Annotated in this window: 23 protein-coding genes; 13 read left to right on the plus strand and 10 right to left on the minus strand. The window is 74.2% G+C overall.

The genetic code is table 11. From position 1 onward, the window contains the following. The first annotated feature begins 21 nt into the window (after positions 1-21). Positions 22-1,371, plus strand: coding sequence for an RNA 5'-3' helicase PhoH2 (phoH2, locus tag RCG67_RS11090; RefSeq protein WP_368826234.1), 1,350 nt, complete (start codon positions 22-24; stop codon positions 1,369-1,371). A 103-nt stretch (positions 1,372-1,474) separates the two neighbouring features. Here phoH2 and RCG67_RS11095 read toward each other — a convergent pair whose 3' ends face one another. Beyond that, positions 1,475-2,230, minus strand: coding sequence for a hypothetical protein (locus RCG67_RS11095; RefSeq protein ID WP_368826235.1), 756 nt, complete (start codon positions 2,228-2,230; stop codon positions 1,475-1,477). A gap of 68 nt (positions 2,231-2,298) precedes the next feature. Between RCG67_RS11095 and RCG67_RS11100 the strand changes: the two genes are divergently transcribed. The 3 genes from RCG67_RS11100 to RCG67_RS11110 all read left to right on the plus strand — a co-directional run bounded on the left by RCG67_RS11100 (position 2,299) and on the right by RCG67_RS11110 (position 3,740). Continuing rightward, positions 2,299-2,823 (plus strand): prepilin peptidase, encoded by a 525-nt coding sequence (locus tag RCG67_RS11100; protein WP_368826237.1) that lies wholly within the window; start codon positions 2,299-2,301, stop codon positions 2,821-2,823. A 64-nt stretch (positions 2,824-2,887) separates the two neighbouring features. Beyond that, positions 2,888-3,358, plus strand: coding sequence for an NUDIX hydrolase (locus RCG67_RS11105; RefSeq protein ID WP_368826239.1), 471 nt, complete (start codon positions 2,888-2,890; stop codon positions 3,356-3,358). A gap of 136 nt (positions 3,359-3,494) precedes the next feature. Further along, positions 3,495-3,740: an acyl carrier protein gene (locus tag RCG67_RS11110; protein WP_368826241.1), complete on the plus strand. Its 246-nt coding sequence runs from the start codon at positions 3,495-3,497 to the stop codon at positions 3,738-3,740. A 99-nt stretch (positions 3,741-3,839) separates the two neighbouring features. On the opposite strand, the gene RCG67_RS11115 is transcribed toward RCG67_RS11110, so the two are convergent. The 3 genes from RCG67_RS11115 to RCG67_RS11125 all read right to left on the minus strand — a co-directional run bounded on the left by RCG67_RS11115 (position 3,840) and on the right by RCG67_RS11125 (position 6,697). Continuing rightward, on the minus strand, positions 3,840-5,261 hold the full coding sequence (locus RCG67_RS11115; RefSeq protein ID WP_368826242.1) for a class II fumarate hydratase: 1,422 nt from the start codon (positions 5,259-5,261) through the stop codon (positions 3,840-3,842). Positions 5,262-5,339: 78 nt separating this feature from the next. Next, positions 5,340-5,990 (minus strand): carbonic anhydrase, encoded by a 651-nt coding sequence (locus RCG67_RS11120; protein WP_368826244.1) that lies wholly within the window; start codon positions 5,988-5,990, stop codon positions 5,340-5,342. Continuing rightward, positions 5,987-6,697, minus strand: a complete 711-nt coding sequence (locus tag RCG67_RS11125; protein WP_368826246.1) for a DUF4245 domain-containing protein — start codon at positions 6,695-6,697, stop codon at positions 5,987-5,989. Before RCG67_RS11125 ends, RCG67_RS11120 begins: the two co-directional genes overlap by 4 nt. Before the next feature lie 283 nt (positions 6,698-6,980). On the opposite strand from RCG67_RS11125, the gene glpX reads away from it, so the two are divergent. Further along, the gene (glpX, locus tag RCG67_RS11130; protein WP_368826322.1) at positions 6,981-7,928 is read left to right on the plus strand and encodes a class II fructose-bisphosphatase; all 948 of its coding nucleotides are present in this window, start codon (positions 6,981-6,983) and stop codon (positions 7,926-7,928) included. Between the two features lie 210 nt (positions 7,929-8,138). Then, positions 8,139-9,314, plus strand: a complete 1,176-nt coding sequence (locus RCG67_RS11135) for a hypothetical protein (protein ID WP_368826247.1) — start codon at positions 8,139-8,141, stop codon at positions 9,312-9,314. A 153-nt stretch (positions 9,315-9,467) separates the two neighbouring features. Here RCG67_RS11135 and RCG67_RS11140 read toward each other — a convergent pair whose 3' ends face one another. The 4 genes from RCG67_RS11140 to RCG67_RS11155 all read right to left on the minus strand — a co-directional run bounded on the left by RCG67_RS11140 (position 9,468) and on the right by RCG67_RS11155 (position 13,946). Then, entirely contained in the window at positions 9,468-10,487 is a 1,020-nt protein-coding gene (locus RCG67_RS11140; protein ID WP_368826248.1) for a lipid II:glycine glycyltransferase FemX, read from the minus strand. A 55-nt stretch (positions 10,488-10,542) separates the two neighbouring features. Continuing rightward, positions 10,543-12,159 (minus strand): LCP family protein, encoded by a 1,617-nt coding sequence (locus RCG67_RS11145; protein ID WP_368826250.1) that lies wholly within the window; start codon positions 12,157-12,159, stop codon positions 10,543-10,545. Positions 12,160-12,208: 49 nt separating this feature from the next. Beyond that, entirely contained in the window at positions 12,209-12,694 is a 486-nt protein-coding gene (gene purE, locus RCG67_RS11150) for a 5-(carboxyamino)imidazole ribonucleotide mutase (RefSeq protein WP_058874478.1), read from the minus strand. Between the two features lie 136 nt (positions 12,695-12,830). Next, positions 12,831-13,946 (minus strand): 5-(carboxyamino)imidazole ribonucleotide synthase, encoded by a 1,116-nt coding sequence (locus RCG67_RS11155; RefSeq protein WP_438612663.1) that lies wholly within the window; start codon positions 13,944-13,946, stop codon positions 12,831-12,833. A 239-nt stretch (positions 13,947-14,185) separates the two neighbouring features. Here RCG67_RS11155 and RCG67_RS11160 point away from each other — a divergent pair, with 239 nt between their 5' ends. Next, on the plus strand, positions 14,186-14,893 hold the full coding sequence (locus RCG67_RS11160) for a GtrA family protein (RefSeq protein WP_368826251.1): 708 nt from the start codon (positions 14,186-14,188) through the stop codon (positions 14,891-14,893). Between the two features lie 10 nt (positions 14,894-14,903). Here the strand turns inward: RCG67_RS11160 and RCG67_RS11165 are convergent, their stop codons facing one another. Then, positions 14,904-15,692, minus strand: coding sequence for a TIGR03089 family protein (locus RCG67_RS11165; protein ID WP_368826253.1), 789 nt, complete (start codon positions 15,690-15,692; stop codon positions 14,904-14,906). A 310-nt stretch (positions 15,693-16,002) separates the two neighbouring features. Here RCG67_RS11165 and RCG67_RS11170 point away from each other — a divergent pair, with 310 nt between their 5' ends. The 5 genes from RCG67_RS11170 (at position 16,003) to RCG67_RS11190 (ending at position 20,466) form a co-directional block, all read left to right on the plus strand. Further along, positions 16,003-16,533, plus strand: coding sequence for a WhiB family transcriptional regulator (locus RCG67_RS11170; protein WP_368826254.1), 531 nt, complete (start codon positions 16,003-16,005; stop codon positions 16,531-16,533). Between the two features lie 14 nt (positions 16,534-16,547). Then, positions 16,548-17,216 (plus strand): DUF3499 family protein, encoded by a 669-nt coding sequence (locus RCG67_RS11175; protein ID WP_368826255.1) that lies wholly within the window; start codon positions 16,548-16,550, stop codon positions 17,214-17,216. A gap of 321 nt (positions 17,217-17,537) precedes the next feature. After that, positions 17,538-17,858 carry a hypothetical protein gene (locus RCG67_RS11180; RefSeq protein WP_368826257.1) on the plus strand — a complete coding sequence of 107 codons (321 nt, stop codon included), beginning with the start codon at positions 17,538-17,540 and terminating at the stop codon, positions 17,856-17,858. A 152-nt stretch (positions 17,859-18,010) separates the two neighbouring features. Further along, the gene (locus RCG67_RS11185; protein WP_368826259.1) at positions 18,011-19,291 is read left to right on the plus strand and encodes a L,D-transpeptidase; all 1,281 of its coding nucleotides are present in this window, start codon (positions 18,011-18,013) and stop codon (positions 19,289-19,291) included. A 128-nt stretch (positions 19,292-19,419) separates the two neighbouring features. Continuing rightward, positions 19,420-20,466 (plus strand): TIGR01906 family membrane protein, encoded by a 1,047-nt coding sequence (locus tag RCG67_RS11190; RefSeq protein ID WP_368826261.1) that lies wholly within the window; start codon positions 19,420-19,422, stop codon positions 20,464-20,466. A 111-nt stretch (positions 20,467-20,577) separates the two neighbouring features. On the opposite strand, the gene RCG67_RS11195 is transcribed toward RCG67_RS11190, so the two are convergent. Next, a complete protein-coding gene (locus RCG67_RS11195; RefSeq protein ID WP_368826263.1) occupies positions 20,578-22,221 on the minus strand; it encodes a dolichyl-phosphate-mannose--protein mannosyltransferase in 1,644 nt (547 codons plus the stop codon). 78 nt (positions 22,222-22,299) lie between these two features. Between RCG67_RS11195 and rsmI the strand changes: the two genes are divergently transcribed. Further along, complete coding sequence (gene rsmI, locus RCG67_RS11200) at positions 22,300-23,301, plus strand: 16S rRNA (cytidine(1402)-2'-O)-methyltransferase (protein WP_368826265.1); 1,002 nt, start codon at positions 22,300-22,302, stop codon at positions 23,299-23,301. Positions 23,302-23,401: the final 100 nt, after the last annotated feature.

Raw genomic sequence — 23,401 nt, forward strand, 5'->3', positions numbered from 1 at the left:
CACCGGAGAGGAAGGGCCGCCATGAGCATCTCCAAGAAGCAGGAGCGCATCGTCGACATCACCGCCCCCCTGGGCGCCGGGGTGCGCTCCTACGTGATCGACACCTCGGTGCTGCTGTCCGACCCCCGGGCGATCCTGCGCTTCGCCGAGCACCAGGTGGTGCTCCCCGTCATCGTGATCACGGAGCTCGAGGGAAAGCGGCACGACCCGGAGCTGGGCTACTTCGCCCGGCAGGCGCTGCGGCTGCTGGACGACCTGCGGGTGGAGCACGGCGGGCTCAACCGGCCCGTGCCCCTGGGCGACGAGGGCGGGAGCCTCGTGGTGGAGCTCAACCACGTCTCGGACACCGTCCTGCCGGTGAGCTTCCGGCTCAAGGACAACGACTCCCTGATCCTGGCCGTGGCCCTGAGCCTCGCCAACGAGGGCAAGGACGTGTGCATCGTCTCCAAGGACCTGCCGATGCGGGTCAAGGCCTCCGCCCTGGGCCTCGAGGCCGAGGAGTACCGGGCCGAGTGGGTCGGCTCCGACGTCGAGTGGTCCGGGACCGCCGCGCTCGACGTGCCCGACGACGTCGTGGACCGGCTCTACGGCGGCGAGGCCGTGGTGGTCCCGGGCACCGGCGGGATGCCCGCCAACACCGGCCTGACCCTGCACTCCGTGCGCGGCAGCGCCCTGGCCCGGGTCCGCGCCGACGGCTCCGCCCGGGTGGTCCGCGGCGACCGGGACGTCTTCGGCGTCAACGGGCGCTCCGCCGAGCAGCGCCTCGCGATCGACCTCCTGCTGGACCCCGAGGTGGGCATCGTCTCGCTGGGCGGGCGCGCGGGCACCGGCAAGTCCGCCCTGGCCCTGTGCGCGGGACTGGAGACGGTGATGGAGCGCCGCGAGCACCGCAAGGTCATGGTCTTCCGGCCCCTCTACGCGGTGGGCGGCCAGGAGCTCGGCTACCTGCCCGGCTCCGAGGAGGAGAAGATGAACCCGTGGGGCCAGGCCGTCTTCGACACCCTCGGGGCGCTGGTCTCGCAGGAGGTGGTCGAGGAGGTGCTCGACCGGGGGATGCTCGAGGTGCTGCCGCTCACGCACATCCGCGGCCGGTCCCTGCACGACGCCTTCGTGATCGTGGACGAGGCCCAGTCCCTCGAGAAGAACGTGCTGCTCACCGTGCTCTCCCGGATCGGGCAGAACTCCAAGGTGGTCATGACCCACGACGTCGCCCAGCGCGACAACCTCCGGGTGGGCCGCCACGACGGGGTGACCGCCGTGGTCGAAGCGCTCAAGGGCCACCCGCTCTTCGGCCACGTCACGCTGACCCGCTCGGAGCGCTCGCCGATCGCCGCCCTCGTCACGGAGGTGCTGGGCGACCTGGACGGCTGAGCCCCGGCTCCCCGTCCGGGACCCCGCCGCCGTCCCCGGGCGGTGGGGCCCGGACGTGCCGAGGCCCTCCGGAACCTCGGGGGCGCCGGGGGTCCGAGCGGCCTCAGGGGCCGACGGGCCAGGGCAGGTGCCGGCTCACGTCCGTGAGGTCCAGGCGCACCGAGGCGAAGAGGTCGTCGATGAGGTCCTCGTCCACGGCCTCGATGAGCAGGTCGTGGCCCGTGCCGGCCAGCGGCCCCTCGAGCACCTCGGAGCGGACGCAGATCGCCGTCCGCTCGTCGAGGAGCACCCGGGTGCGGGCCGGGGCGAGGGGGTGCCCCGGAGTGATCGGCGCGTAGGCGTGGCCGGGGACCACCACCGCGCCGCGCACCCGCCGCCCGTGGTGGGTGCCGGTGCTGACGTCCTCGACCGTGCAGGGCTGCCGCTCCGGGAGGTAGGGCGGCACGGGGGCGTCCCCGGCCAGCTCGACCGGGTCGAGGATGGCCTGCCAGCGTCCGCCGCCGAACACGGGGTCCCCGTAGGCCGCCTCGGGCCGGCGCTCCACGAGCCCGGAGTCCGTGTACACCGGGGCCACGAGCCGCGGCGCCAGCAGCCACGAGGCCGGGGTCGAGGCGACGTAGAAGTCGTCGAGCGACTGCTCCCGCGTGCCGGCCGTGTACAGCGGGGTGCCGTCCAGGGCCTCGACGCGCAGCGCGTCCGGGCGGCGGACCCAGGCCCGGACGGGCTCGCGGGGCACGGTGCCGTCCGGGACCGGCCAGGACAGGACGAAGCGCACGGTGTCCCAGCGCCACGGCGAGGAACGGCTCAGGGCCCGGAACTCGTCCGGGTCGGTGGGCGCGGGCACGGGGGAGCGGGACATGGGCCCAGTCTAGGGAGCGGCCCCGGACGTCCACAGGAGTCCCGCCCGGCGCGGGGACCGGGGCTACGATGCCCGGTGTGAGCACCTTCCTGACCGAGCAGCTCGCCCGCGGGGACGCCGCCGGCTGGACCGCCGCGGCGCTCGCGGTGCTCGGCACCGCCGTGCTCACGGCCGCGTGCGCGTGGCTGTGGCGCACGGACGTGCGGGAGCACCGCCTGCCCGGCCGCGTGGTGCGCCCGCTCTACCCCGTGTGCGCGGTGCTGCTGGGCGCGGCGGCGGTCGTGGCCGGCGAGCCCGTCCGGCTGCTGTGGATGCTGTGGGGCCTGGTGGTCGTGGGCGGGCTCTACGTCCTGCTCCGGCTGCTGCACCCGGCCGGGATGGGCATGGGCGACGTCCGGCTCTCCGGGCTGCTCGGCATGTGCCTGGGCTTCGCCTCCGTCTGGCACGCCGTGCTCGGGGCGGCGGCCGGGTTCGTGCTCGGCGGCCTGGCCGGGGCCGTGCTGGTGGCGCTGCGCCGGGTGGACGCCGGCTCCCGGGCGGCGTTCGGCCCCGCCATGATCACCGGGGCCCTCGGCGTCCTCCTGCTGCTGTGACCCGTGCCGGCCTGCCAGAATGGGCCGGACCCCACCGACCGGCGACCCTGCACGAGGAGCCCGCATGCCCACCCCCGAGTTCGTCCTGTCCCTCCGGGAGAAGATCGGCCACGACCTCCTGTGGCTGCCGGCCGTCACCGCCGTGGTGCTGCGCGACGACGGGCGGGTGCTGCTGGCCAGGCGCAGCGACAACGGCAACTGGGGACTGGTGAGCGGGATCGTGGAGCCCGGCGAGGAGCCGGCGGTCACGGCGGTGCGGGAGTGCCTCGAGGAGACCGGCGTCGTCGCCGTCGTGGAGGACCTCGTGGCGATCAAGGCGGGGGAGCCCGTGCGGTACCCGAACGGGGACCGCTGCCAGTTCCTGGACCACACGTTCCGCTGCCGCTGGGTCTCCGGCGAGGCCCGCGTCAACGACGACGAGTCGCTCGAGGTCGGCTGGTTCGCCCCCGAGGACACCCCGCCGCTGCCACCGCACCAGCGGGCCCGGCTCGACGCGGCGCTCGCCCACGACGGCCGCGCCCGCTTCGTGGTCTGAGCCCCGACCTCGTTCCCGCCGGGCGCGCCCCCAGGACCCCACGAGAAACACAGTGTGCTTACTTGTGGGGCGGAGCACACGTTCCTAGACTCGGAAACGTCCACCCGACGAGCACCAACGAGCAAGGAGGAACGACATGCCCGCAGGACAGACCGGTTTCGACGACGTGACCTACGACCTGGTCTCCGTGCAGTACCACTCGCTCAAAGCAGGCCACGACTACGGCCAGTACGTGCGGGACGCCCGCAACGCCGGCCGCGACGACATCGCCGAGTTCTTCGAGCAGGTGATGAACCAGGACGCCGAGCGTGCCCGGAAGTGCCACGAGTTCATCAAGGAGCTCTCCAAGTCCGACGAGTCCGGCCCGGCCGTGACCTCCTGACCCGCTCCGGCGCGCGAGCCGCCGCGGTACGACGCGAGGGGTCGCGTCCGCACAGGATCCTCCTGGCGGGCGCGACCCCTCGGCGCGGGGAGCGGCGGCTCAGGCGTTGGGGCCCGTCATGGTGGTGACGTCCAGCGCCCGGTCCAGCTGCTCCTCGGTGAGCCGGCCGTCCTCCACGTAGCCCAGGGCGATGGTCGCCTCCCGCACCGTCATCTTGTTCGCCACGGCGTGCTTGGCGATCTTCGCGGCGGCCTCGTAGCCGATGGCCTTGTTCAGCGGGGTCACGATGGACGGCGACGCCTCGGCGAGGAAGCGGCAGCGCTCCGTGTTCGCCTCGAGCCCGTCGATCATCTTCTCCGCCATCACGCGCGAGGAGTTCGCGAGCAGCCGGATCGACTCCAGCAGGGCCGAGGCCATGACCGGGATGCCCACGTTGAGCTCGAACGCGCCGTTGGTGGAGGACAGCGAGACCGTGGTGTCGTTGCCGATCACCTGCGCGCAGACCTGGATGGTGGACTCGCAGATCACCGGATTGACCTTGCCGGGCATGATGGAGGAACCGGGCTGGAGGTCGGGGATCAGGATCTCGCCCAGGCCGGTGTTGGGGCCGGAGCCCATCCAGCGCAGGTCGTTGTTGATCTTCATGTAGCTGTAGGCCACGTTGCGCAGCTGGCCGGAGGCCTCGACCAGGCCGTCCCGGTTGGCCTGGGCCTCGAAGTGGTTGCGGGCCTCGGTGATGGGCAGCCCGGTCTCCTCGGCGAGCAGCTCGATCACGCGGGCGGAGAAGCCGGCGGGGGTGTTGATGCCGGTGCCCACCGCCGTGCCGCCCAGCGGGACCTCGGCCACGCGCGGCAGCGAGGACTGCACGCGCTCGATGCCGTAGCGCACCTGCGCGGCGTAGCCGCCGAACTCCTGGCCCAGGGTGACCGGGGTGGCGTCCATGAGGTGGGTGCGCCCGGACTTCACGACGTCCCGGAACTCCGCGGCCTTCCTCTCGAGGGACTCGGCGAGCTGCGTCATGGCCGGGACCAGGTCGTTGACCAGCGCGCCCGTGACGGCCACGTGCACGGAGGTCGGGAAGACGTCGTTGGAGGACTGCGAGGCGTTGACGTGGTCGTTGGGGTGGACCTCGACGTCCGTGCCCTCGAGCGCCTGGTTGGCGAGGGTCGCCAGCACCTCGTTGGTGTTCATGTTGGAGGACGTCCCGGAGCCGGTCTGGAAGACGTCGATCGGGAAGTGCTCGTCGTACTGCCCCGTGGCGACCTTGTCCGCGGCGTCCGCGATGGCCCGGGCGCGCTCGTCGTCGAGCACCCCCAGCTCCGCGTTCGCCTTGGCGGCGGCCTTCTTGATCTGCGCCAGCGCGACGATGTGCTGGGGCTCGAGCGGCTTGCCCGAGATGGGGAAGTTCTCGACCGCCCGCTGGGTCTGCGCGCGGTACAGCGCGTTCGCGGGAACGCGGACCTCGCCCATGGTGTCGTGCTCGATGCGGTACTCGGTGGTCTCTGCGGTGGTATCAGCCATGGCGTCAGTCTAGGACAGCCGCAGGTGACGCCCGGCACGCCCGGCCCGCCGTGACGGCCGTCGGCCGGGCGGCCCGGTTCAGCGGGCCGGGAGCCAGGTGCCGTGCCCGTGCACGAGCTCCGCCTCGCCGTCCTCCAGGTGGTAGAAGACGCCGACCACGGCGACGTCCCCGTTGGAGACCGCGTCCGCGATCACCCGGGACTGCTCCATGAGCCGCGACGCCGTCTGCTTGGTGTGCTCCACGACGGCCGAGTTGACGTCCTGCCGGCCGGCGCGCTGGGTCTCCAGCACGGACGGCATGATCCGCTCGATGAGGTCCCGCTGGAAGCCGCGGGGCATCTGCCCGGAGCCGGCGACGTCGTGCGCGGCGGTCACGGCCCCGCAGGAGTCGTGGCCGAGCACCATGATCAGCGGCGTGCCGAGGTTCGCCACGGAGTACTCGATGGAGCCGAGCACGGCGTCGTCGATGACCTGCCCGGCGGTGCGCACCACGAACGCGTCACCCAGTCCGAGGTCGAAAATGATCTCCGCGGCCAGCCGCGAGTCCGAGCAGCCGAAGATCACGGCGAACGGGTTCTGCCCGCCCGCCACGGACTGCCGGCGGGAGGCGTCCTGGTTGGGGTGCATGGACTCGCCCGCGACGAAGCGGGCGTTGCCCTCGCGCAGGCGCTGCCAGGCGGCGGCCGGGGTGCGGGGCGAGGTGTCTTCGGGGCGGCTGTCCGGGTTCATGGCGTCTCCGTGGTTCGCGGGGCAGGGGCATCGGTGAGGTCCTCGGCGACGGCGGCGGCCAGCCGGTCCAGCTCGGCGCCGGGCGCGTCGCCCCTGAGCACCACGGTGGAGCCGTTGACCTCTCCCGTGTACACGGTCAGGGCGTCCTGGTTCCGGGACTCCTCCCGGACGTGCACGTCCCACGGCACGCCCCCGGCCTCGACCTCCGCGGTGGCGGGGACGGCCTCGGTCTGCTGGGCCAGCCACGTGGGGTTGGCCAGGGACGTCTGCACGAGACCGATGAAGCTGCCCTGCGGGGTGGCCCAGCCGATCTCCCAGAAGGGCACGCCCTCGGCGGCGCCGCCGTTCCACCGGGCGTAGTTGGCGGTCCAGCCCTCGCCGGGCTCCGGCACGACCGGGGTGAAGGGCGCCTCGTCCGCGACGTAGTCCGCCTCCTGCGCCACGTCGACGTCCGGACGGTACGGCTGGGCGTCGGGGCGGGGCTGGAGCCACACGAAGGGCAGGACCAGCAGGAGCAGGACGGCCATCGAGATGATCATCCCCTGCACGGGGGCGTTGAGCCGCCGGGCCTGCTTCTCCGTGATCTGCGGCAGCGGCTGCTCCGGGGCCCCGGCGCCGGGCGCGGTGCCGGGGGACGCGGGGTGCCCGGGCGCGGCCTGCTCCGCCGCAGGGGTCTCGGAGGGACGGTCGGGGGTCGAGGAACTCACCCGTCCATTGTGCCCTGTCCACGCTGCCCTGTCCGCCGCGCCCTGTCCGTCCCGCCGGGAAGCTCCCGGTCCCGCCGGCAACCACCCGGCCGTGAATGTGAGGCGGATCGCGGTCCGCAGGGGAGCGGGCGATATGCTGGGCGGGACGTGGACCGCCCCCGCGGCCGAGCCCGGCCCGGGGGTCCCGCAGAACGTGAACTCGAAGGTGAGGAACAACGTGGCCGAAGAAACCACCGGAACGATCCCCGCGCGCACCAACAACGTGGCCGACCGCAACCTGGCGATGGAGCTGGTGCGGACCACCGAGGCGGCGGCGATCGCCGGCGGCCAGTGGGTCGGCGCCGGCGACAAGCTCGCCGCCGACGGGGCCGCGGTCGACGCCATGCGGTCCCTGCTCTCCACCGTGCACTTCAACGGCACCGTGGTCATCGGCGAGGGCGAGAAGGACGAGGCCCCGATGCTGTTCAACGGCGAGCAGGTGGGCGACGGCACCGGGCCGTCCTCCGACGTCGCCGTGGACCCCATCGACGGCACCCGCCTCACCGCGCTCGGCATGAACAACGCCCTGGCCGTCATCGCGGTGGCCGACGGCGGATCGATGTTCGACCCCTCAGCCGTCTTCTACATGGACAAGCTCGTGGTGGGCCCGGAGGCCGCCGACTTCGTGGACCTCCGCCTGCCCGTCAAGCAGAACCTGCACCTCGTGGCCAGGGCCAAGGGCATCAACATCAACCAGCTCACCGTGTGCGTGCTGGACCGGCCGCGCCACCAAAAGCTCGTCGACGAGATCCGGGCCACCGGCGCCCGCACCCGGATGATCCTCGACGGGGACGTGGCCGGAGCGATCGCGGCCTGCCGCGAGGGCACCGGCGTGGACGTCATGATGGGCATCGGCGGCACCCCGGAGGGCATCGTCACGGCGTGTGCCATCAAGGCCACGGGCGGCATCATCCAGGGCCGGCTGGCGCCCACGGACGACGACGAGAAGCAGAAGGCGCTCGACGCCGGCCTGGACCTCGACGCCGTGATGAGCACCGACGACCTCGTCACCTCGGACAACTGCTTCTTCGCCGCGACGGGCATCACCGACGGCGACCTGCTGCGGGGCGTGCGCTACCGCGGCCGCCAGATCACCACCCAGTCCATCGTGATGCGCTCCCGCTCCGGGACCGTGCGCATGGTCGAGGCGGAGCACCTCGCCTCCAAGTGGGAGAAGTACGCCCGGCACTGAGCCCGGCGCCGAGCCCGCCGGACGCGGCCCGCGGCCGCGGCCCAAGACCCCCGCACCGTCCACCGGTGCGGGGGTCCTCCCGTCCCCTGTCACACCGTGTCCGGCGCCTGCCGCGCCCCCTCCCGGCTCTAGACTGGAGCCCGAACTGCGGGCGCCGACCGCGGTCCCCCAGCCGGGGCGGAGCGCCCGGGTGACGAGGAGGATCCCCACGTGAGCACCACGGTCAGCCCCTGCCCCAACCGCAAGACCTGGGACGCCACCGTCCGGGTGACCGGCGGGCACCCGCAGCAGCTGTGGGGCATCGGCGAGGCACAGATCTCCGCCGAGGGCCCGGCCCTGCGGGTCGACCGGGTCATGGTCCACGACGCCGAGCAGCGCACCGTGGGCTACGCCCAGCTCTACCTGCGCTCCGAGGCCGAACGGGTGGTCGCCGGGACCGTGCACTGCCACGTCCACCGGCCCGAGGACCTGCCCGTGGTCGCCGCCGCGCTCGCCGACTGGGCGCGGGAGGAGCACTCGGCGGTGCTGCTGCGCTTCCAGGCCGACACCCTCCGCGGCCCCGGCACCCGGGAGGCGCTGGAGGCCGCCGGGTTCGCGCGTCCCGCCGCGGGACCCGGCCCGGAGGAGCCGCGGCGGCTGGAGGTGCTGCTGGGGGAGACCGAGCGGGACCTCTCGCGGCGGCTCTCGGAGGCCACCCTGGACCGGTGCCGCGCGGCGCTGCGCACCCCGGGCGTGACGGTGCGCGAGGTGACGGCCGGCAGCCGGGTCCTGGCGAACATCGGGCTCCGGACCCGGCTCATCACCCAGCTGCTCGAGGACCTGGGCGATGACTCGCTGCTGCTCGTGGCCACCGAGGCCGCCGAGGACGGCCGCGAGGCGGCGCTGGGCTACCTGTGGTTCGTGCACACCCGCGGCCTGGCGATGATCTACCGGCTCGGCTTCACCCGCCGGGGCCGGGACCTCGGCGTGGACGACGCCCTGCTGCTGACCGGGATCGTGGAGCTGCAGAAGCGACGCGTCCAGCGGCTCGACGGCGGCGACCCGGACGAGACGGAGGTGCCGCTCGTGGTCCGCGAGCTGGCCGGGGCGGAACGGCCGGTGCTGGGACCGTGGGAGATGCCCCTGGGGCGCGGGCCGGCCGGGGAGTTCTCGCAGGACCGTGCCGACGCCGCGGCAGCGGCCACGGGCACGGCGGTCGCCGCGGAGCTGGGCCTGGGCGAGTCCGTTCCCGCGTGGTCGCCCGAGCACGGCGAGCCCGACGACGAGCCCGAGGCCGACGACGACGCGGGGCGCCCGGCCAGGGGACGGGCCCGGCGGGCCCGGGACCTCACCCGCCGGGTGGTCACGGAGGGGATGTCCGCCCTGCGCGACGCCGCGGGGCGCTGAGGGCACACGGGCGCAGGACCGCTCCGTGCGGTGCCGAGCTCTGCGGCTCGGGACCGGGCCGCACCGAGTCGTGCCGCACCGCTCCGGACTGTGCGGCGCTGATCCGTCCGGTGCCGGTGGATCCGGCGCCTGCCCGACCCGTCGGGGGAGCGCTCAGCCCTCCCGGCGGCGCACGCCGGCGACGGCCTGCCGCAGCCGGTCCGGCAGACCGGGAAGGCTCTTGCGGGCCGCGAGCGCGGCCTCCCGGGCGGCGCGCACCCCGGTGTACGCGGCGTACCCGCCCCGGCTCACGGGCAGGTCCCAGGTCCCGGGGTAGGACTCCGGGCGGCCGCCGAAGGACTTCTTGAACTTCGTGAAGCCGTGCCACGCGTGCTCCGGGCCGGCGTCCTCGGGCGCGGTGCCGAAGAGGTCGAACCGGCTCAGGCCCTTCTGCTTGGCGTCGAGGACCATCCGCACGACCAGCGGGATCCCCGCCGAGAGCCTGCGGTGCTCGAAGTCCATCGCGGCGTGGGCGTAGGTGCGGGTGTCGTCGGAGTCATAGACGAGGGAGGCGCCGATGGGCTCCCCGTCCAGCCGGGCCACGTACAGGGCCGCCGCGCCCACGGGCATGAGGCTGCGGGCCGCCTCGCGCAGATAGGCGTCCTGCTGGCGGGCGAAGTCCTTGCGCTCGGCGGTGGCCTCGAGGAAGCCCAGTAGCACGTCGACGTCCTCCGGGTCGGTCGAGGTCGTGAAGGTCACGCCCTTCTTGGCGATGTTGCGGTGCAGGTTGCGGTTGGTGGACTTCATGTCCTTGAGGATCGCGTCCTCGTCCTGGGTGAGGTCGATGACCTGGGTGTGCCCGGGCTGGACCTGCCGGGGCGCCGGGCGCAGTCCGCGCCGGCGCAGGGAGGCCTCCGGCGTCTCGAGCCCGTCCGTCACCGCGGCGTCCACGGGCTCCACCCGCACGAACCAGCACCGCTCGGCGCGTGCGGTGCGGGTGAGGTCCTCGAGCGCGGCCTCGAAGGCCTGCGGGGTCTGCGCCTCGGGGCCGTACGGGCAGTAGAGGTAGCGGCCGGTCCGGCCGCCCTCGAGGACGGCGAGGTAGCGCCATCCGTCCCCGGAGGCCTGGAAGACCTTGTGCCCCAGGTTCCGCTGGAAGATGGCCCATGCGTTCGACTGCAGTATGTTCGCCACGCCCCCACTGTACCGGGGCGTCCGGGCGCCGCCGCCGCCCTGCGGGACGGCCCGGTCAGGGCACGGAGCAGGTGCCGTTGGGGGTGAGTTCCTGCGTTGTCACGAGGGGTTGCGCCGCCGGGACGGGAACGGTCATCGCGATCCCGGGGCCCACCGGCGTGCCTGCGGGCAGGGCCTCCGCGTCCCGCGCGCCGCGGTCCGTGGCCTCCTCGAGCACCCGGTCCACGTCCTCGTGCAGCCGGTCGTAGTCGGGGTAGGTGGGGAAGGACGGGTCGTAGTAGGGCGGGCCGGCGGCGAACTGCACGAGCTCGTGCTCCTTGGCCTTGAGCGCCACGTCCACGAAGGAGCCGATCTGGCTCTGCGGGATGTCGGTCTCGACGACCTGCGTCCCCGACTCAGCGAGGTCCTCGAAGCGCGTCAGCACGTTGACCGGGTTCAGCTGCTTGAGCATGGCGGCCTGCACGCAGCGCTGGCGCGCCTGGCGGTCGTAGTCCGTGGCGCCCTCGCGGGACCGGGCGTACCAGAGCGCTTCGTAGCCGTCCAGGTGCTGGACCCCCGGCTCGATGTACCCGAAGATCTCGTTGGGCAGGCCCGTGACCAGGTCGGTGCCGCCGCCGATGGGCACGCGCCCGCCGACGTCGATGGTGATCCCACCCAGGGCGTCCACGAGCTGCTCGAAGCCGTTCATCTCGACGATCGCGTAGGCCTGGACCTCGATGCCGAGGATGCCCTCCGCGGCGTCCTTCATGGCCTCGGCGCCGGGGTCCGCGGCGTCGGGGTAGAGCTCGGCGTGGTTGTTGACGACGTCGGTGTAGAGGGCGTTGAGGATGCACGCGTCGCCGCAGTCGAAGCCTTCGGGGTAGACGTCCGCCAGCGGCGAGTCCTCGGGGAACGGGGTGTTCTGCAGGTTGCGGGGCAGGGAGATCGTCACGGTCCGTCCGGAGTCCGCGTCCACGCTGAGCACCGTCATCGAGTCGGGGCGGCGGCCCGAGCGGTCCTCCCCGGAGTCGGTGCCCATGAGCAGGATGTTGTACCGCCCGTCCGAGGGACGGAAGGGCAGCCCGCCGCCGAAGACGTCCGAGACCGCCCCGCGCGTCACGGACAGCAGGTAGGCGGAGTAGGCCAGCCCGCCGGAGGTGAGCAGCATCAGCGCCACGGTGGCCGCGGCCACCGCCCGGCGGGTCCGCCGCACCAGCAGACCGGGGCGGATGAGCCGGAACGTGTCGAAGAAGAGGAACGCCCACCCGAGCGCGAGGGCCACCAGCCCGGCGATCACGAGCAGCGACGTGAACGAGTTCGTCAGGAACCACACGAGCGGGGTCCGCCACAGGAGCAGGCTGAGGAGCGCGAGGGCGGCCGCGGCCCAGACGACCACGTCGACCTTGAGCGCGGCACGCCCCGTGGCCCGCCGGCCCGCGACGAGCTGGGCGCTGCCGGGGACCACGAGCGTGGACAGCAGCAGCGTCCAGGCGCGCCGGGCCCGGGTGCCGTCCCCGGCGTGCTGGGGGTGGCGCAGCGGGTCCGTGAGCCGGGGCGGGCTCGCCGCGCCGTCGTCGACGCCCCGCACGGCCGTCACGGCGTCCGGCGGGAGGTCCCGGGGGCGGGAGTCCTCGGCGGACGGGTCGTGCGGCGGACGGGGATCGTGCTCAGCGCGGGGGGTGTGGCCGTTCACGGGCAGCTCCGGCGGGGAAGGGCGGGCAGGGCAGGTGCGGGGCGGCCGGTCAGCCGCCGAGGCGGGTGCGCAGGGCGGCGCCCTTGTCGTGGGCGGTCTGCCGCAGCTCGGCGGCGAAGCGCAGGAGCTGTCCGCGCAGCGCCTCGGCCTGCGGGTCCGTGCCGGCGGCGAGGATCCGGGCGGCCAGCAGCCCGGCGTTGCGGGCCCCGCCGATGGAGACCGTGGCCACCGGCACGCCGGCGGGCATCTGCACGATCGACAGCAGCGAGTCCATGCCGTCGAGGGTCTTCAGGGGGACGGGGACGCCGATCACCGGCAGGGGAGTCACCGCGGCGAGCATCCCCGGCAGGTGGGCGGCGCCGCCGGCCCCGGCGATGATCACCCGCAGCCCCCGCTCGTGGGCCTGCCGGCCGTACTCGATCATCTCGGTGGGCATCCGGTGGGCGGAGACGACGTCGGCCTCGTACGGGATCCCGAACTCCTCGAGCGCGGTGGCGGCGGCCTCCATCACGGGCCAGTCGGAGTCCGAGCCCATCACGACGCCCACGGCGGGCTGCTGCTTCTCGTTCACTGGTGCTCCTGGGCTGCTCGGCGTGCCGGGGCCGCCGTCGCGGTCCGGTCTGGGGCTACGCTATCCGTCCCGGCTGGACGGGCCGTGGGAGGCACGCTGGTCAGGCCTGCCCGTCGCGCAGCACGGCCGCGGCCCGGGACGCCCGCCGGCGCAGCTCCGGGATCTCGTCCGCGGCGCCGGTGACGTTGACGTGGCCGATCTTGCGTCCGGGCCGCACGGCCTTGCCGTAGTTGTGGATCTTCGCGCGGGGCTCCGCGCTCATCGCGGCCCGGTAGGCGCCGAAGAGGTCCTGGTTCGCCCCGCCCAGGTAGTTCTTCATCACCGCGGACCCGCCGATCAGCGCGGTGTCCCCGAGCGGGAGGTCCAGCACGGCGCGCAGGTGCTGCTCGAACTGGCTCGTCACGGACCCGTCCATGGTCCAGTGCCCGGAGTTGTGCGGGCGCATGGCCAGCTCGTTGACCAGGAAGCCGGGGCCGCGGCCAGGGGTCTCGAAGAGCTCCACGGCCATCACCCCGGTCACCCCCAGCTCCGTGGCCAGCGTCCGGGCGGCGTCGGCGGCCGCGGACGCGACCTCGGGCAGCAGCTGCGGGGCGGGCGCGAGCACCTCGTCGCAGACGCCGTCCACCTGGATCGACTCCACCACCGGCCACGCCCGCACCTCGCCGGAGGGGGTGCGGGCCACGAGCGCGGACAGCTCGCGGGAGAAGCCGACCTTCTCCTCGGCCAGCAGGGGGCCGTCGGTGCGCGCGAACCACTGCGCCGGCTCGGCGCCGCGGGCGTCCTCGGCCGTGCCGAGGATCATCACGCCCTTGCCGTCGTAGCCGCCGCGCGGCGTCTTGAGCACCACGGGCCAGCCGGTGCGCTCGCCGAAGGCGATCAGCTCCTCGACGTCGGCGACCGCCGCCCACTGCGGGTTCGGCAGCCCGAGGCGCTCCACGGCCGCGCGCATCCACAGCTTGTCCTGGGCGTGCACCAGGGCGTCCGGGCCCGGGCGCACGTCGACGCCCTCGGCGAGCAGGGTCCGCAGGTGCTCGGTGGGCACGTGCTCGTGGTCGAACGTCAGGACGTCGACGCCCCGGGCGAACCGGCGCAGCACCTCGAGGTCGGTGTAGTCGCCCACGGGCGCGGTGGGCACGGCGGCGACCGCCGAGACGTCGGGGCCCTCGGCGAGCACGCGCAGCTCGAGCCCCAGGGCTGTGGCGGAGGGCGCCATCATGCGGGCGAGCTGCCCGCCTCCGACGACGCCGACGACAGGGACGGTCACAGAAGAATTCACCCGACCAGGGTATCCCGGTCTCCCGGGCCCTCCCGGCGGACCGTGCTGCAGCTTTCCGGTGGCCCCGGGGAAGGGAGGGGTAAGATGTGCCGAGGTCCGCCGCGGGCGCTCTCCCGTGCTCGTCGACCGCTGCGCCGGCCGGCGCCCACCGACTCACCACCTGGGAGACCTGAAGCCGCGTGAACCGTCTCGTCGACCGTTTCGATGCCCTGTGGCACCTCTTCGTCAAGGAACTCATGAAGTTCGGTGTCGTGGGCGCGCTCGCGTTCGTCATCAACGCGTCGCTCACCTGGATCCTGATGCACACGGTCTTCCAGGACGGCCACCTCAAGGCCAAGTTCGTGGCGACGGCCGTGGCCATCGTCTTCGCCTGGGTCGCCAACCGGCTGTGGACCTTCCGGCACAAGCGCCAGTCGGACAAGCGCCGCGAACTGATCCAGTTCCTCGTGGCCAACGGCATCGGCATGGCCATCGAGCTCGGCTGCCTCGGCTTCAGCTACTACGTCCTGGGCCTCACCAGCGCCTACGCGTCCTTCGTCTCCGGCACGATCATCGGCACCGTCCTCGGCACGGTCTTCCGCTACTTCGCCTACCGCTTCTGGGTCTTCACCGAGGAGCTCGACGAGGACCCGAACTTCGCGGACACCGCGGCGCTCGAGATCGCCCTCATCACGGGGCGTCAGACGGGCGAGGGCGCCGAGCGCTCCGACCGGGAGCACGGGCAGCGGCGGGCGCACGACCACCCGCGGACCCAGGAGCAGCCCCGGACCCACGACCGCCTCCGGACCCAGGACCAGCCCCTGGCCCACGACCAGCCCCGGACGGAGAGCACGGCGGGCCCCGGACCGGACGCCCACGAGGGCGCGGGTCCGGCCGAGGGCCGCTGAGGCTCCCCGCTCAGAAGCCCACGGCGTTCTCGGCCGCCAGCACGGACCGCCAGGCGTCTTCGGCGGCGTCCTCCGGCCGGTCCGTGACGACTGCGGCGCGGCCCCCGGCCAGCACGGCCAGCACCCCCAGCAGGAACGCGGCGTCCATCCGCCGTCCCGGCACGTGCACCGCGGCGGCCGTGCCCCACGCGTCCTCCCGTCCGGACCGGAGTTCGCCCGCCGCCGGCAGCAGGCGACCGTGGGCCAGGAATCCGTCGGTCCCCGCCGCCCGGAGGGCGTCGCCCTCCGGGGCCGGCTCCTCGAAGCCGGCGTAGACGTCCGCGTGGGAGCGGATCTCGGCGCAGTAGTCCAGGACGTCCCCGCCCGGCAGCTCGCCGCGGTAGCCGAGCGAGAGCGCCGGCCGGTCCAGGACCACCGCCCGCGCACCGGAGGGCACCCGGTCCAGCAGCGGCGGTGTCGCCCCCTGCGCGTCGACGAGCCCCACCACGGCCCGGTCGCCGGGCTCCGCCGCGCCGCCGAGCGGATCGACCGTCCGTACGGCCGCCCCCATGCACCACGTGCCCAGGGCGACCGCGAGGCTGCGCCAGTGCACCTCCTCGCCGAGGGCCACGACGTCGCCCGCCTCGAGGTCCAGCTCGTCCACCCACAGGTTGGCGGTCTTGGCCGCCCAGTTGTCGAGCACCCGCCCGGAGAGTTCCACGCGCTCGCCGTCCCGGCCGTACCAGATGAGGGCGGGGCGGCTGCTGCTCCGCAGGTTGTCCATCAAACGGGGGACAGAGTCGGGGATCGGGGTGGCCATGGTTCCTCCTCGTGGGTGCCCGCCACCGGTCACGGCAGCCGAGCATATGCGTGGGAACGTATTCTTCACGGTCCCCGGCGAGTTCCCGAAATCGCGCCGTGACGTGGAAAAACGTCTACTCCCAACGGCATTCATCGCGGTTAGGGTCTTAAGGGCGCCTTCCCGAGGAGGGTTGACGCCACAGTAGTTACACACGTGTAATTGGGAAGTCCGGCAGACGATCAGCAAGGATACGTTCTCCGGGATGCACGGGCCGGCGCCCCCCGAAGTCTGCCGGACCCGGGCAATCGTGTCGGATGGAAGGAAAGTCATGGGAGAGGCCGCACGCCAGCAGGTCGTGGACACCACCCCCCTCGGCGCCCGTCGCCGGAGCATGCGCTCGGTGCCCGAGGACTGGTTCGTGGACCCCGTGGACCCCCGCGCCGCCGAGCGGCACGTCCGCCGGGTGGGCGGCAGCCTCGAGGACCAGGCCACCGCGTACCTCAAGGCCCACGAGGCCGTTCAGGACCTCTCGGGCGGGGGAGCGGCACCCGCCCTCGACCTGCTCGAGGCGCCCGCCGCCGACGAGGGCTCCGACTGGAGCTCCGTGGCCGGGCTGTACGCCGTCGAGGAGGACGAGGGGGAGCTGGCGTGGCAGACCGACGCGCTGTGCGCCCAGACCGACCCGGAGGCCTTCTTCCCCGAGAAGGGCGGATCCACGCGTGACGCCAAGCGCGTGTGCGAGGCCTGCCCCGTGCAGGCCGAGTGCCTCGACTACGCGATGAGCAAGGACGAGAAGTTCGGCATCTGGGGCGGGCTCTCCGAGCGCGAGCGCCGCCGCCTGCGCCGCCTCGCCCGCTGAGGTAGTTTCGGGCCATGACCTCCTCCTGCAGCGCCACCCGCCTCTGCTCCCGCCAGACCTGCACGCGGGACGCGGTCATGACCCTCACCTACGTGTACTCGGACTCGACCGCCGTGGTCGGTCCGCTCGCCGGGCACGCCGAACCCCACGCCTACGACCTGTGCGCCGTGCACGCGGATCGGCTCACGGTGCCGCGGGGCTGGCGCGTCGTCCGCCTGGAGCTGCCGGAGGCCCGGGCCCGGCGCGAGGACATCGGTGCGGTGGCCGAGGCCGTCCGGGAGGACGAGCCGGCCGCGCCCGTGCGCGACCGTCCGCGGACGGTGCTGCGCGACGTCTCCCTGCCCCGCTCCTCCTCGTCGCGCTCCTCGGCCTCACGGCCCGCTGACCTGCGCTCGGCGCGTCCTGACGGGCTCGGGGCGAGGAATCCGGAGAGGGGTCCGGCGGCGACCCCTGAGCCTGCGCCCGAGCGGTCCCGGGCGGCCGGCCCGGAGAGCGGCCCGCGGGCGACCCCGGCGCCCGCGCCCGGGAGCCCCCGGACCACCGCCGCGGCCGCTGCGTCCGGTCCGGCCGCGGCGCCGGGCCCCGACGTGGTGTGGCACGACGTCCCGATGCCCACTGCCCTGCAACGAGCGCACCTTCGCCGGCCCGCCGCCCGCGGAGGCTCTGCCCGGCCGCAGGCCTGAACCGCGACGGGCCTCCGCCCGGCCCGGCACCGCGCGTCCTCGCCCGGCCGCCGGCCTGGACCGATCCGGGATTCCGCCCGGGCCGGCACCGCGCGCCCTCGCCCGGCCGCAGGCCTGAACTGCGCCGGGATTCCGCCCGGGCCGGCACCGCGCGCCCTCGCCCGGCCGCAAGCCGGAACTGCGCCGGGATTCCGCCCGGGCCGGCACCGCGCGTCCCCGCCCGGTTGCGGACCAGGTGCCTGCTCCGGCCCTAGGATGAGCCGCAGACCGCGCCTGTCCGGTGCGGGACGCTCTTCCCCCCGGAGCACCAGGAGTCCCCCCATGACTGTCCCTGCAACGACGCAGCCGACGCACGATCTCCGCGCCGAGCCCCACCACGAGACCGGGCCCGCCCGGCTCCCCGAGGCACGGGGCGGCCTCCGTCCGGCGCCCTGGGAGCTGCCCGCTCCCGGACCGGCACCGGCGCCCCCGGCGGTCGCCCTGGCCCCAGGTCTCGTCGAGATCCTGCGGTGCCCCCTCACGGGCGGGACGCTGATCCCCGTGGACGCCGACCGGCTGATGAGCGACCGCCCGTTCCGCGACGGCGTGCACCCGGTCTACCCGATCACCGGCGGCATCGCCTGCCTCACCCCCGGCCGCTGAGGACCGGGGCGCAACGCCGCGGGTCACGAAGGAGTTAACATTCGTGATCCGCGGGGTCCGGGTGCGGCCGGGCACGGTCCGGGGACCTATCGTGGAAGCAGTTCCCCCAGCGTTCCCCCCACCCCCCCCTGACGCCCGAGGTGCCGTTCCCCATGCCCCTGCCCTCTTCCCCGGATCCCGTGCTGCCTGCTCCGCGACAGTCGCCGGCTCCCCGGCGCCTGCTCGCGCTGGGTGCGGTGACGGTCCTGCTCGCCACCGGCTGCGCACAGGCCTCGGGGGCTGCCGCGGAAGGACCGGCCGCCACCGCCTCGTCCGCGGCGTCGTCCGTGCCGTCGTCCACGAGCCCACCGGCCACGGTCGCCCCGGCCGAGGTCACCGTCGCCCCCGCGGACGCCGCGGTCGAGCACAATCCCGTGGAACCGGTCGTCGTGCGCGCCGACCGGGGCGAGCTGACCGACGTCGTCCTCGTCCCCGCCGCGGGCGGCGAGCCCGTCCCGGGGGAGCTCTCCGCCGACGGGCGCACCTGGACCAGCACCGAGGTCCTGGACTTCGACACCCGGTACGCGCTGCACTGGAGCGCCGCGTCCGGGGCCGCGGCCACGACGACGGGCAGCAGCACGTTCACGACCGTGCTCGCCGCCCACGAGGTGGACGCCCGCCTCAACGTGGCCGACGGCGGGACCTACGGCACCGGGCAGGTCCTGGAGTTCACCTTCTCCGAGCCCGTGGTGCACAAGGAGCGGGTCGAGCAGGCCGTCACCGTCGAGGGCGGCGGCGACCGGGCGGGCGCCTTCCGCTGGTACTCGGACACGATGGTCCGCTACCGGCCCGCCGAGAAGTGGGCACCGCACGCGCAGATCACGGTCTCCCTCGACCTGCTCGGGCTCGACGTGGGCCACGGGATGGTCGGCAACCACGACCTGCGCCGGAGCTTCTCGACCGGCGCCGAGCACTACGCCCGCGTCGACAACGAGACCAAGACGCTGACCGCCTGGGTGGACGGCGAGGTCGCGGGGACGTTCCCGGTGACCCTCGGCAACGAGGACTGGCCCTCCACCACGGGGCAGAAGGTGATCATGGAGCAGGCCCCGCAGTACCTGTTCAAGGCCTCCTCCCTGGACCTGCAGCCGGGGGACCCGCACTGGTATGACACCTTCTGGGCCTCCAACGTGTCCCGGCTGACGGCCAGCGGCGAGTTCGTGCACCAGGCGCTGCCGTCGGCGATGCCCGTCCTCGGGGTCGCCAACGTCTCCCACGGGTGCGTGGGCATGCCGCCCGAGGGCGCGAAGTTCATCCACGACGTGTTCCGCCCCGGGGACGTCGTGGAGGTCGTGGGCACCGGCTATCCGCAGGCCGACCCCGACGACGGGTACGGCGACTGGAACATCCCGCTCGAGCACTACGCGGACGAGCAGTGGAAGGGCAACTGGTGACGGCCCGCCGCTGAGACCCCGGTGCGCCTGGCGTGGGAGGACGCCGTGCCGGTCGTGGGTAGGATCGGGACCGGCCGGAGCGGTCCCGCCCGCCCCGCCACCGAACCCCACCGACCGAAGGACCGCCCGTGGCCACCCCCAGCAACGACAAGGCCCCCTGGCAGCAGGCCGATCCGCCCGCCGACGAGGACCGGCACGAAGAGCCCGTGTGGACGGGCCTGCTCCCCGCCGTCGTCCCCGCGGACACCGCGCCCGAGGACGAGCAGCACGACGGGCACGACGACGCCCGCCGCGGCGCGTCCGGGGACCACCGCGGCGCCGGGCAGCGCCGCGCACCCGGCCGCACGGGCGGGGGCTCCCGCGCCGTCGGGGCCGCCGAGGCCGCGGGGGACGACGACCCGGACGAGGAGGCCCGCCGCCGGGCCGCGCTGCGCCGGGACGCCCTGGCGGACGAACCGCGGCTGCCGAAGCTGCAGCAGGTCTTCCTCGTGCTCGTGCTCCCGCTCGCCCTGCTCGCCGCGGCGGTGCGCGTGGTGGCCACGCCCCTGTTCCTGTGGGCGGAGTACCACCGCCCCGGCTTCCCGGCGGACTCCTACGGCTTCTCCACCGAGGAGCGGATGACCTTCGGGTCCTACGGACTGGACTACGTCATGAACTGGGCCCCGCCCGCGTTCCTCGGCGGGCTGCAGGACGCGGACGGCGCCCAGCTGTTCCTCGGCTCCGAGGTCGCCCACATGACCGATGTGAAGATCGTGCTCCAGGGCGCCCTCGCCGCGGTCGCCGTCCTGGCGCTGCTCGGCATCGTCTCGTGCCTGTACCTGCGGGCGAAGGCCCCCGGGGCCGCCTCCGGAGCCCTGTTCTTCGGCTCGTGGCTGACCGTGGTGCTGCTGGTCGTGCTGGCGGTTGCCGCGGTGCTCGGCTGGCAGCAGTTCTTCGCGCTGTTCCACTCCCTCTTCTTCGCCGACGGGTCCTGGACCTTCCGCGCCTCGGACACGCTCATCCGGCTGTATCCGACCCAGTTCTGGATGGACGCGGCGATCGCGGTGGCCGGGCTCGCCCTCCTGGGGGCGCTCGCAATCATGGCCGCCACCTGGCCCACCGCCTTCCGCCGGCACCGGGCCCTCGACCGGGTGCGCCGGCGGCAGGAGCTCAAGCGGCGGCTGGCCGGCCGCTGAGCCGGTCCGGGCGCCGGGCTCCGGACGGGCGCGGGACGGTCACGAGACGCCGGCCCGGCCACTGAGCGGGTCCGGGTGCCGTCCGCGGGGGACCCGGCCCGTATCGCCGGTTCAGATCCAGGCGTCGAACCACATCCGCTCCCGCCACTGGGCGTACTCGACGGTCTCCGCGTACCAGATCGGCGCGAAGTGCGCGCTCAGCAGCAGCACCGCGGCCGTGAACACGCCGACCACCGCGAGTCCCGCGCGCCGACGCCGCACGGTGTCCCCGGGCCGGCCCAGGACCAGGCCGAGCGTGCCGGCGAGCACGAGCATCAGGACCGGCTGCACGGGCAGCGCGTAGAAGTAGTACATGGTGCGCTCGGGGAACAGGAACCAGGGCAGGTACCCGGCAGCGAACACGCCGGTCAGCGCCCCGAAGCGCCAGTCCCGCCGCACCGCCCACAGCCACGCGGCCACGAGCACGGCGGCGATCGCCGTCCACCACAGCAGCGGGTTGCCGATGTTGAGGATCGCCTGCGAGCAGTGCTCCACCGCGCACCCGGCGGTGCCCCGCTCCGGGTCCTCGTAGAAGTAGGAGGTGGGCCGGCCCAGGGTGAGCCACAGCCACGGCAGCGCCTCGTAGGAGTGGTCGGTGCCCAGCCCGCTGTGGAAGCCGTAGGCGGAGGAGTGGTAGGCCCACAGCGAGCGCAGGGGCGGGGGGAGCCACTGGGGGCCCTCGCCCGGGTGCTGCTGCGCCCAGGTGCGGTCGTAGGCGTCCGAGGAGGCGAACCAGCCCGCCCAGGTGGACACGTAGACCACCAGGCCCGTCCCGACGACCGCGAAGAACGCGGGCACACCGTCCTTGAGCACCCCGGCGGCCGGCCAGCGCTGCACCCCGGCCACCCGGCGGGCGTTGAGGTCCCACAGCACCGTGAGCACGCCCAGCGCCGCCACCAGGAACAGGGCGCTCCACTTCACCCCGACCGCGAGCCCGCAAGCCACGCCCGCCGCGATCCGCCACCACCGCACGCCCAGCCACGGCCCCCACTCCAGGCGCCGCCGCAGCTCCGCGTCCGGGACACCGCTGCCGGGGGGCACGCCCAGCCGGGCGACCAGGCGGCGGCGCCCGTGCTCCCGGTCCAGCAGGAGCAGCACGAACGCGAGCAGCACGAAGAACATCAGGAAGACGTCCAGCATCGCGAGCCGGGACTGCACCAGGTGCAGCCCGTCCACCGCGGTGAACAGCCCCGCCAGCGTGGCGACCGTGACCGAGCGGAAGAGCAGCCACCCCGCGGCGCACACCAGCGCGATGGAGAGCGTGCCGATCAGCGCCGCCGAGAAGCGCCACCCCACGGGGTCCTCGGCGCCGAACAGCCACATGCCGAAGGCGATGAGCCACTTCCCGGCCGGCGGGTGGACCACGTAGGAGGGGGAGTCCAGGGCCTCGGGCGGGGTGCCGGCCACGAACTGCTCGTCCGCGCCCTCCGGCCACTGCCGCTCGTAGCCGTGCAGCAGCAGGGAGTAGGAGTCCTTCACGTAGTAGGTCTCGTCGAAGACGATCGCGTCCGGGTGGGAGAGCCGGTAGAAGCGCAGCAGCCCGCCGAGCAGGACCACCAGCAGCGGGGCCAGCCACGCGAACCGGGCCACCGCGGAGGGGGCCGGCAGCAGCCGCTCCCGCAGCGCGGCGGGGGCCAGGGACCCGCGCAGCGTGCCCACCGGTGCCGCGGGCCGAGGCTCCGGGGCCAGGACTGGGGCGCGCACCGAGGAACTCACGGTGTCATCGTAGGGGACGCGTCCCACCGCCCGCGGACCCCCGGAGGCGCCCCGCGGAGCGCGCCGTACAGTGGAGCCGTGCACACGGAACCTCACGACGACGCCCCCGCCGACGCTCCCGCCGGCTCCGACAGCGACCCCGGCAACGGCTCCGGCGGCTCCGGCGGTCACTCCGGCAGCGACGTCGGCAACGGCTCCGGCAATGCTGTCGGCGGCGACGACTCCGGCAGCGGCCCCGCCGGTCCCGGGCAGGTGGTCCTCGCAGGCACCCCGATCGGCAACCTCGGCGACGCGCCGCCCCGGCTGCGGGCGGCCCTCGAGACCGCGGACGTGCTCGCCGTCGAGGACACCCGGCGACTGCGCCGGCTCACGGCCGGCCTCGGCGTCACCACGCGCGGTCGGGTGCTCACCCACCACGAGCACAACGAGGCCGGACGGGTCGCCGAGCTGCTCGACGCCGTCCGCGCCGGGAGCACCGTGCTGGTCCTCTCCGACGCCGGGATGCCCACCGTCTCCGACCCCGGCTACCGGCTCGCGGAGGCCGCGGCCGCCGAGGGCCTGACCGTCACCGCGATCCCCGGCCCCTCGGCGGTGCTCATGGCCCTGGCCGTGTCCGGCCTGCCCACGGACCGGTTCACGTTCGAGGGCTTCCTGCCGCGGAAGTCCTCGGAGCGCGCCGGCCGGCTGGCCGAGCTCGACGGCGAGCGGCGCACCATGGTCTTCTACGAGGCGCCGCACCGGCTCGAGGTCATGCTCACCGCGCTGCGGGACGCCTTCGGGGCCGGCCGCCGGGCGGTCGTCGCCCGGGAGCTCACCAAGCTGCACGAGGAGGTCGTGCGGGGCTCGCTCGCCGAGCTCGTCGACTGGTGCGGGCAGGGTCAGGTGCGCGGGGAGATCGCCGTCGTCGTCGCCGGTGCCCCCGCCCCCGAGGCCGCCCGGCCCGAGGACCTCGTGGCCGAGGTCGAGGCGCTCGTGGCCGGTGGGACCCGGCTCAAGGACGCCACCGGCCAGGTCGCCGCCCGCACGGGCGTGGGCAAGCGGGAGCTCTACGAGACGGTGCTCGCTTCCCGCAAGGGCTGACGAGCGGCGGATCCGGGCCCCGCCTCACGCACGGGCCGCGATCCCGTGAGACCGAATTGATCCGGGACCCCGGCCGGCGACACGGTGCGGAAACATCGTC

It is taken from the genome of Kocuria cellulosilytica (genome assembly GCF_040981245.1).
In the GTDB taxonomy this organism is placed as follows: domain Bacteria; phylum Actinomycetota; class Actinomycetes; order Actinomycetales; family Micrococcaceae; genus Kocuria; species Kocuria cellulosilytica.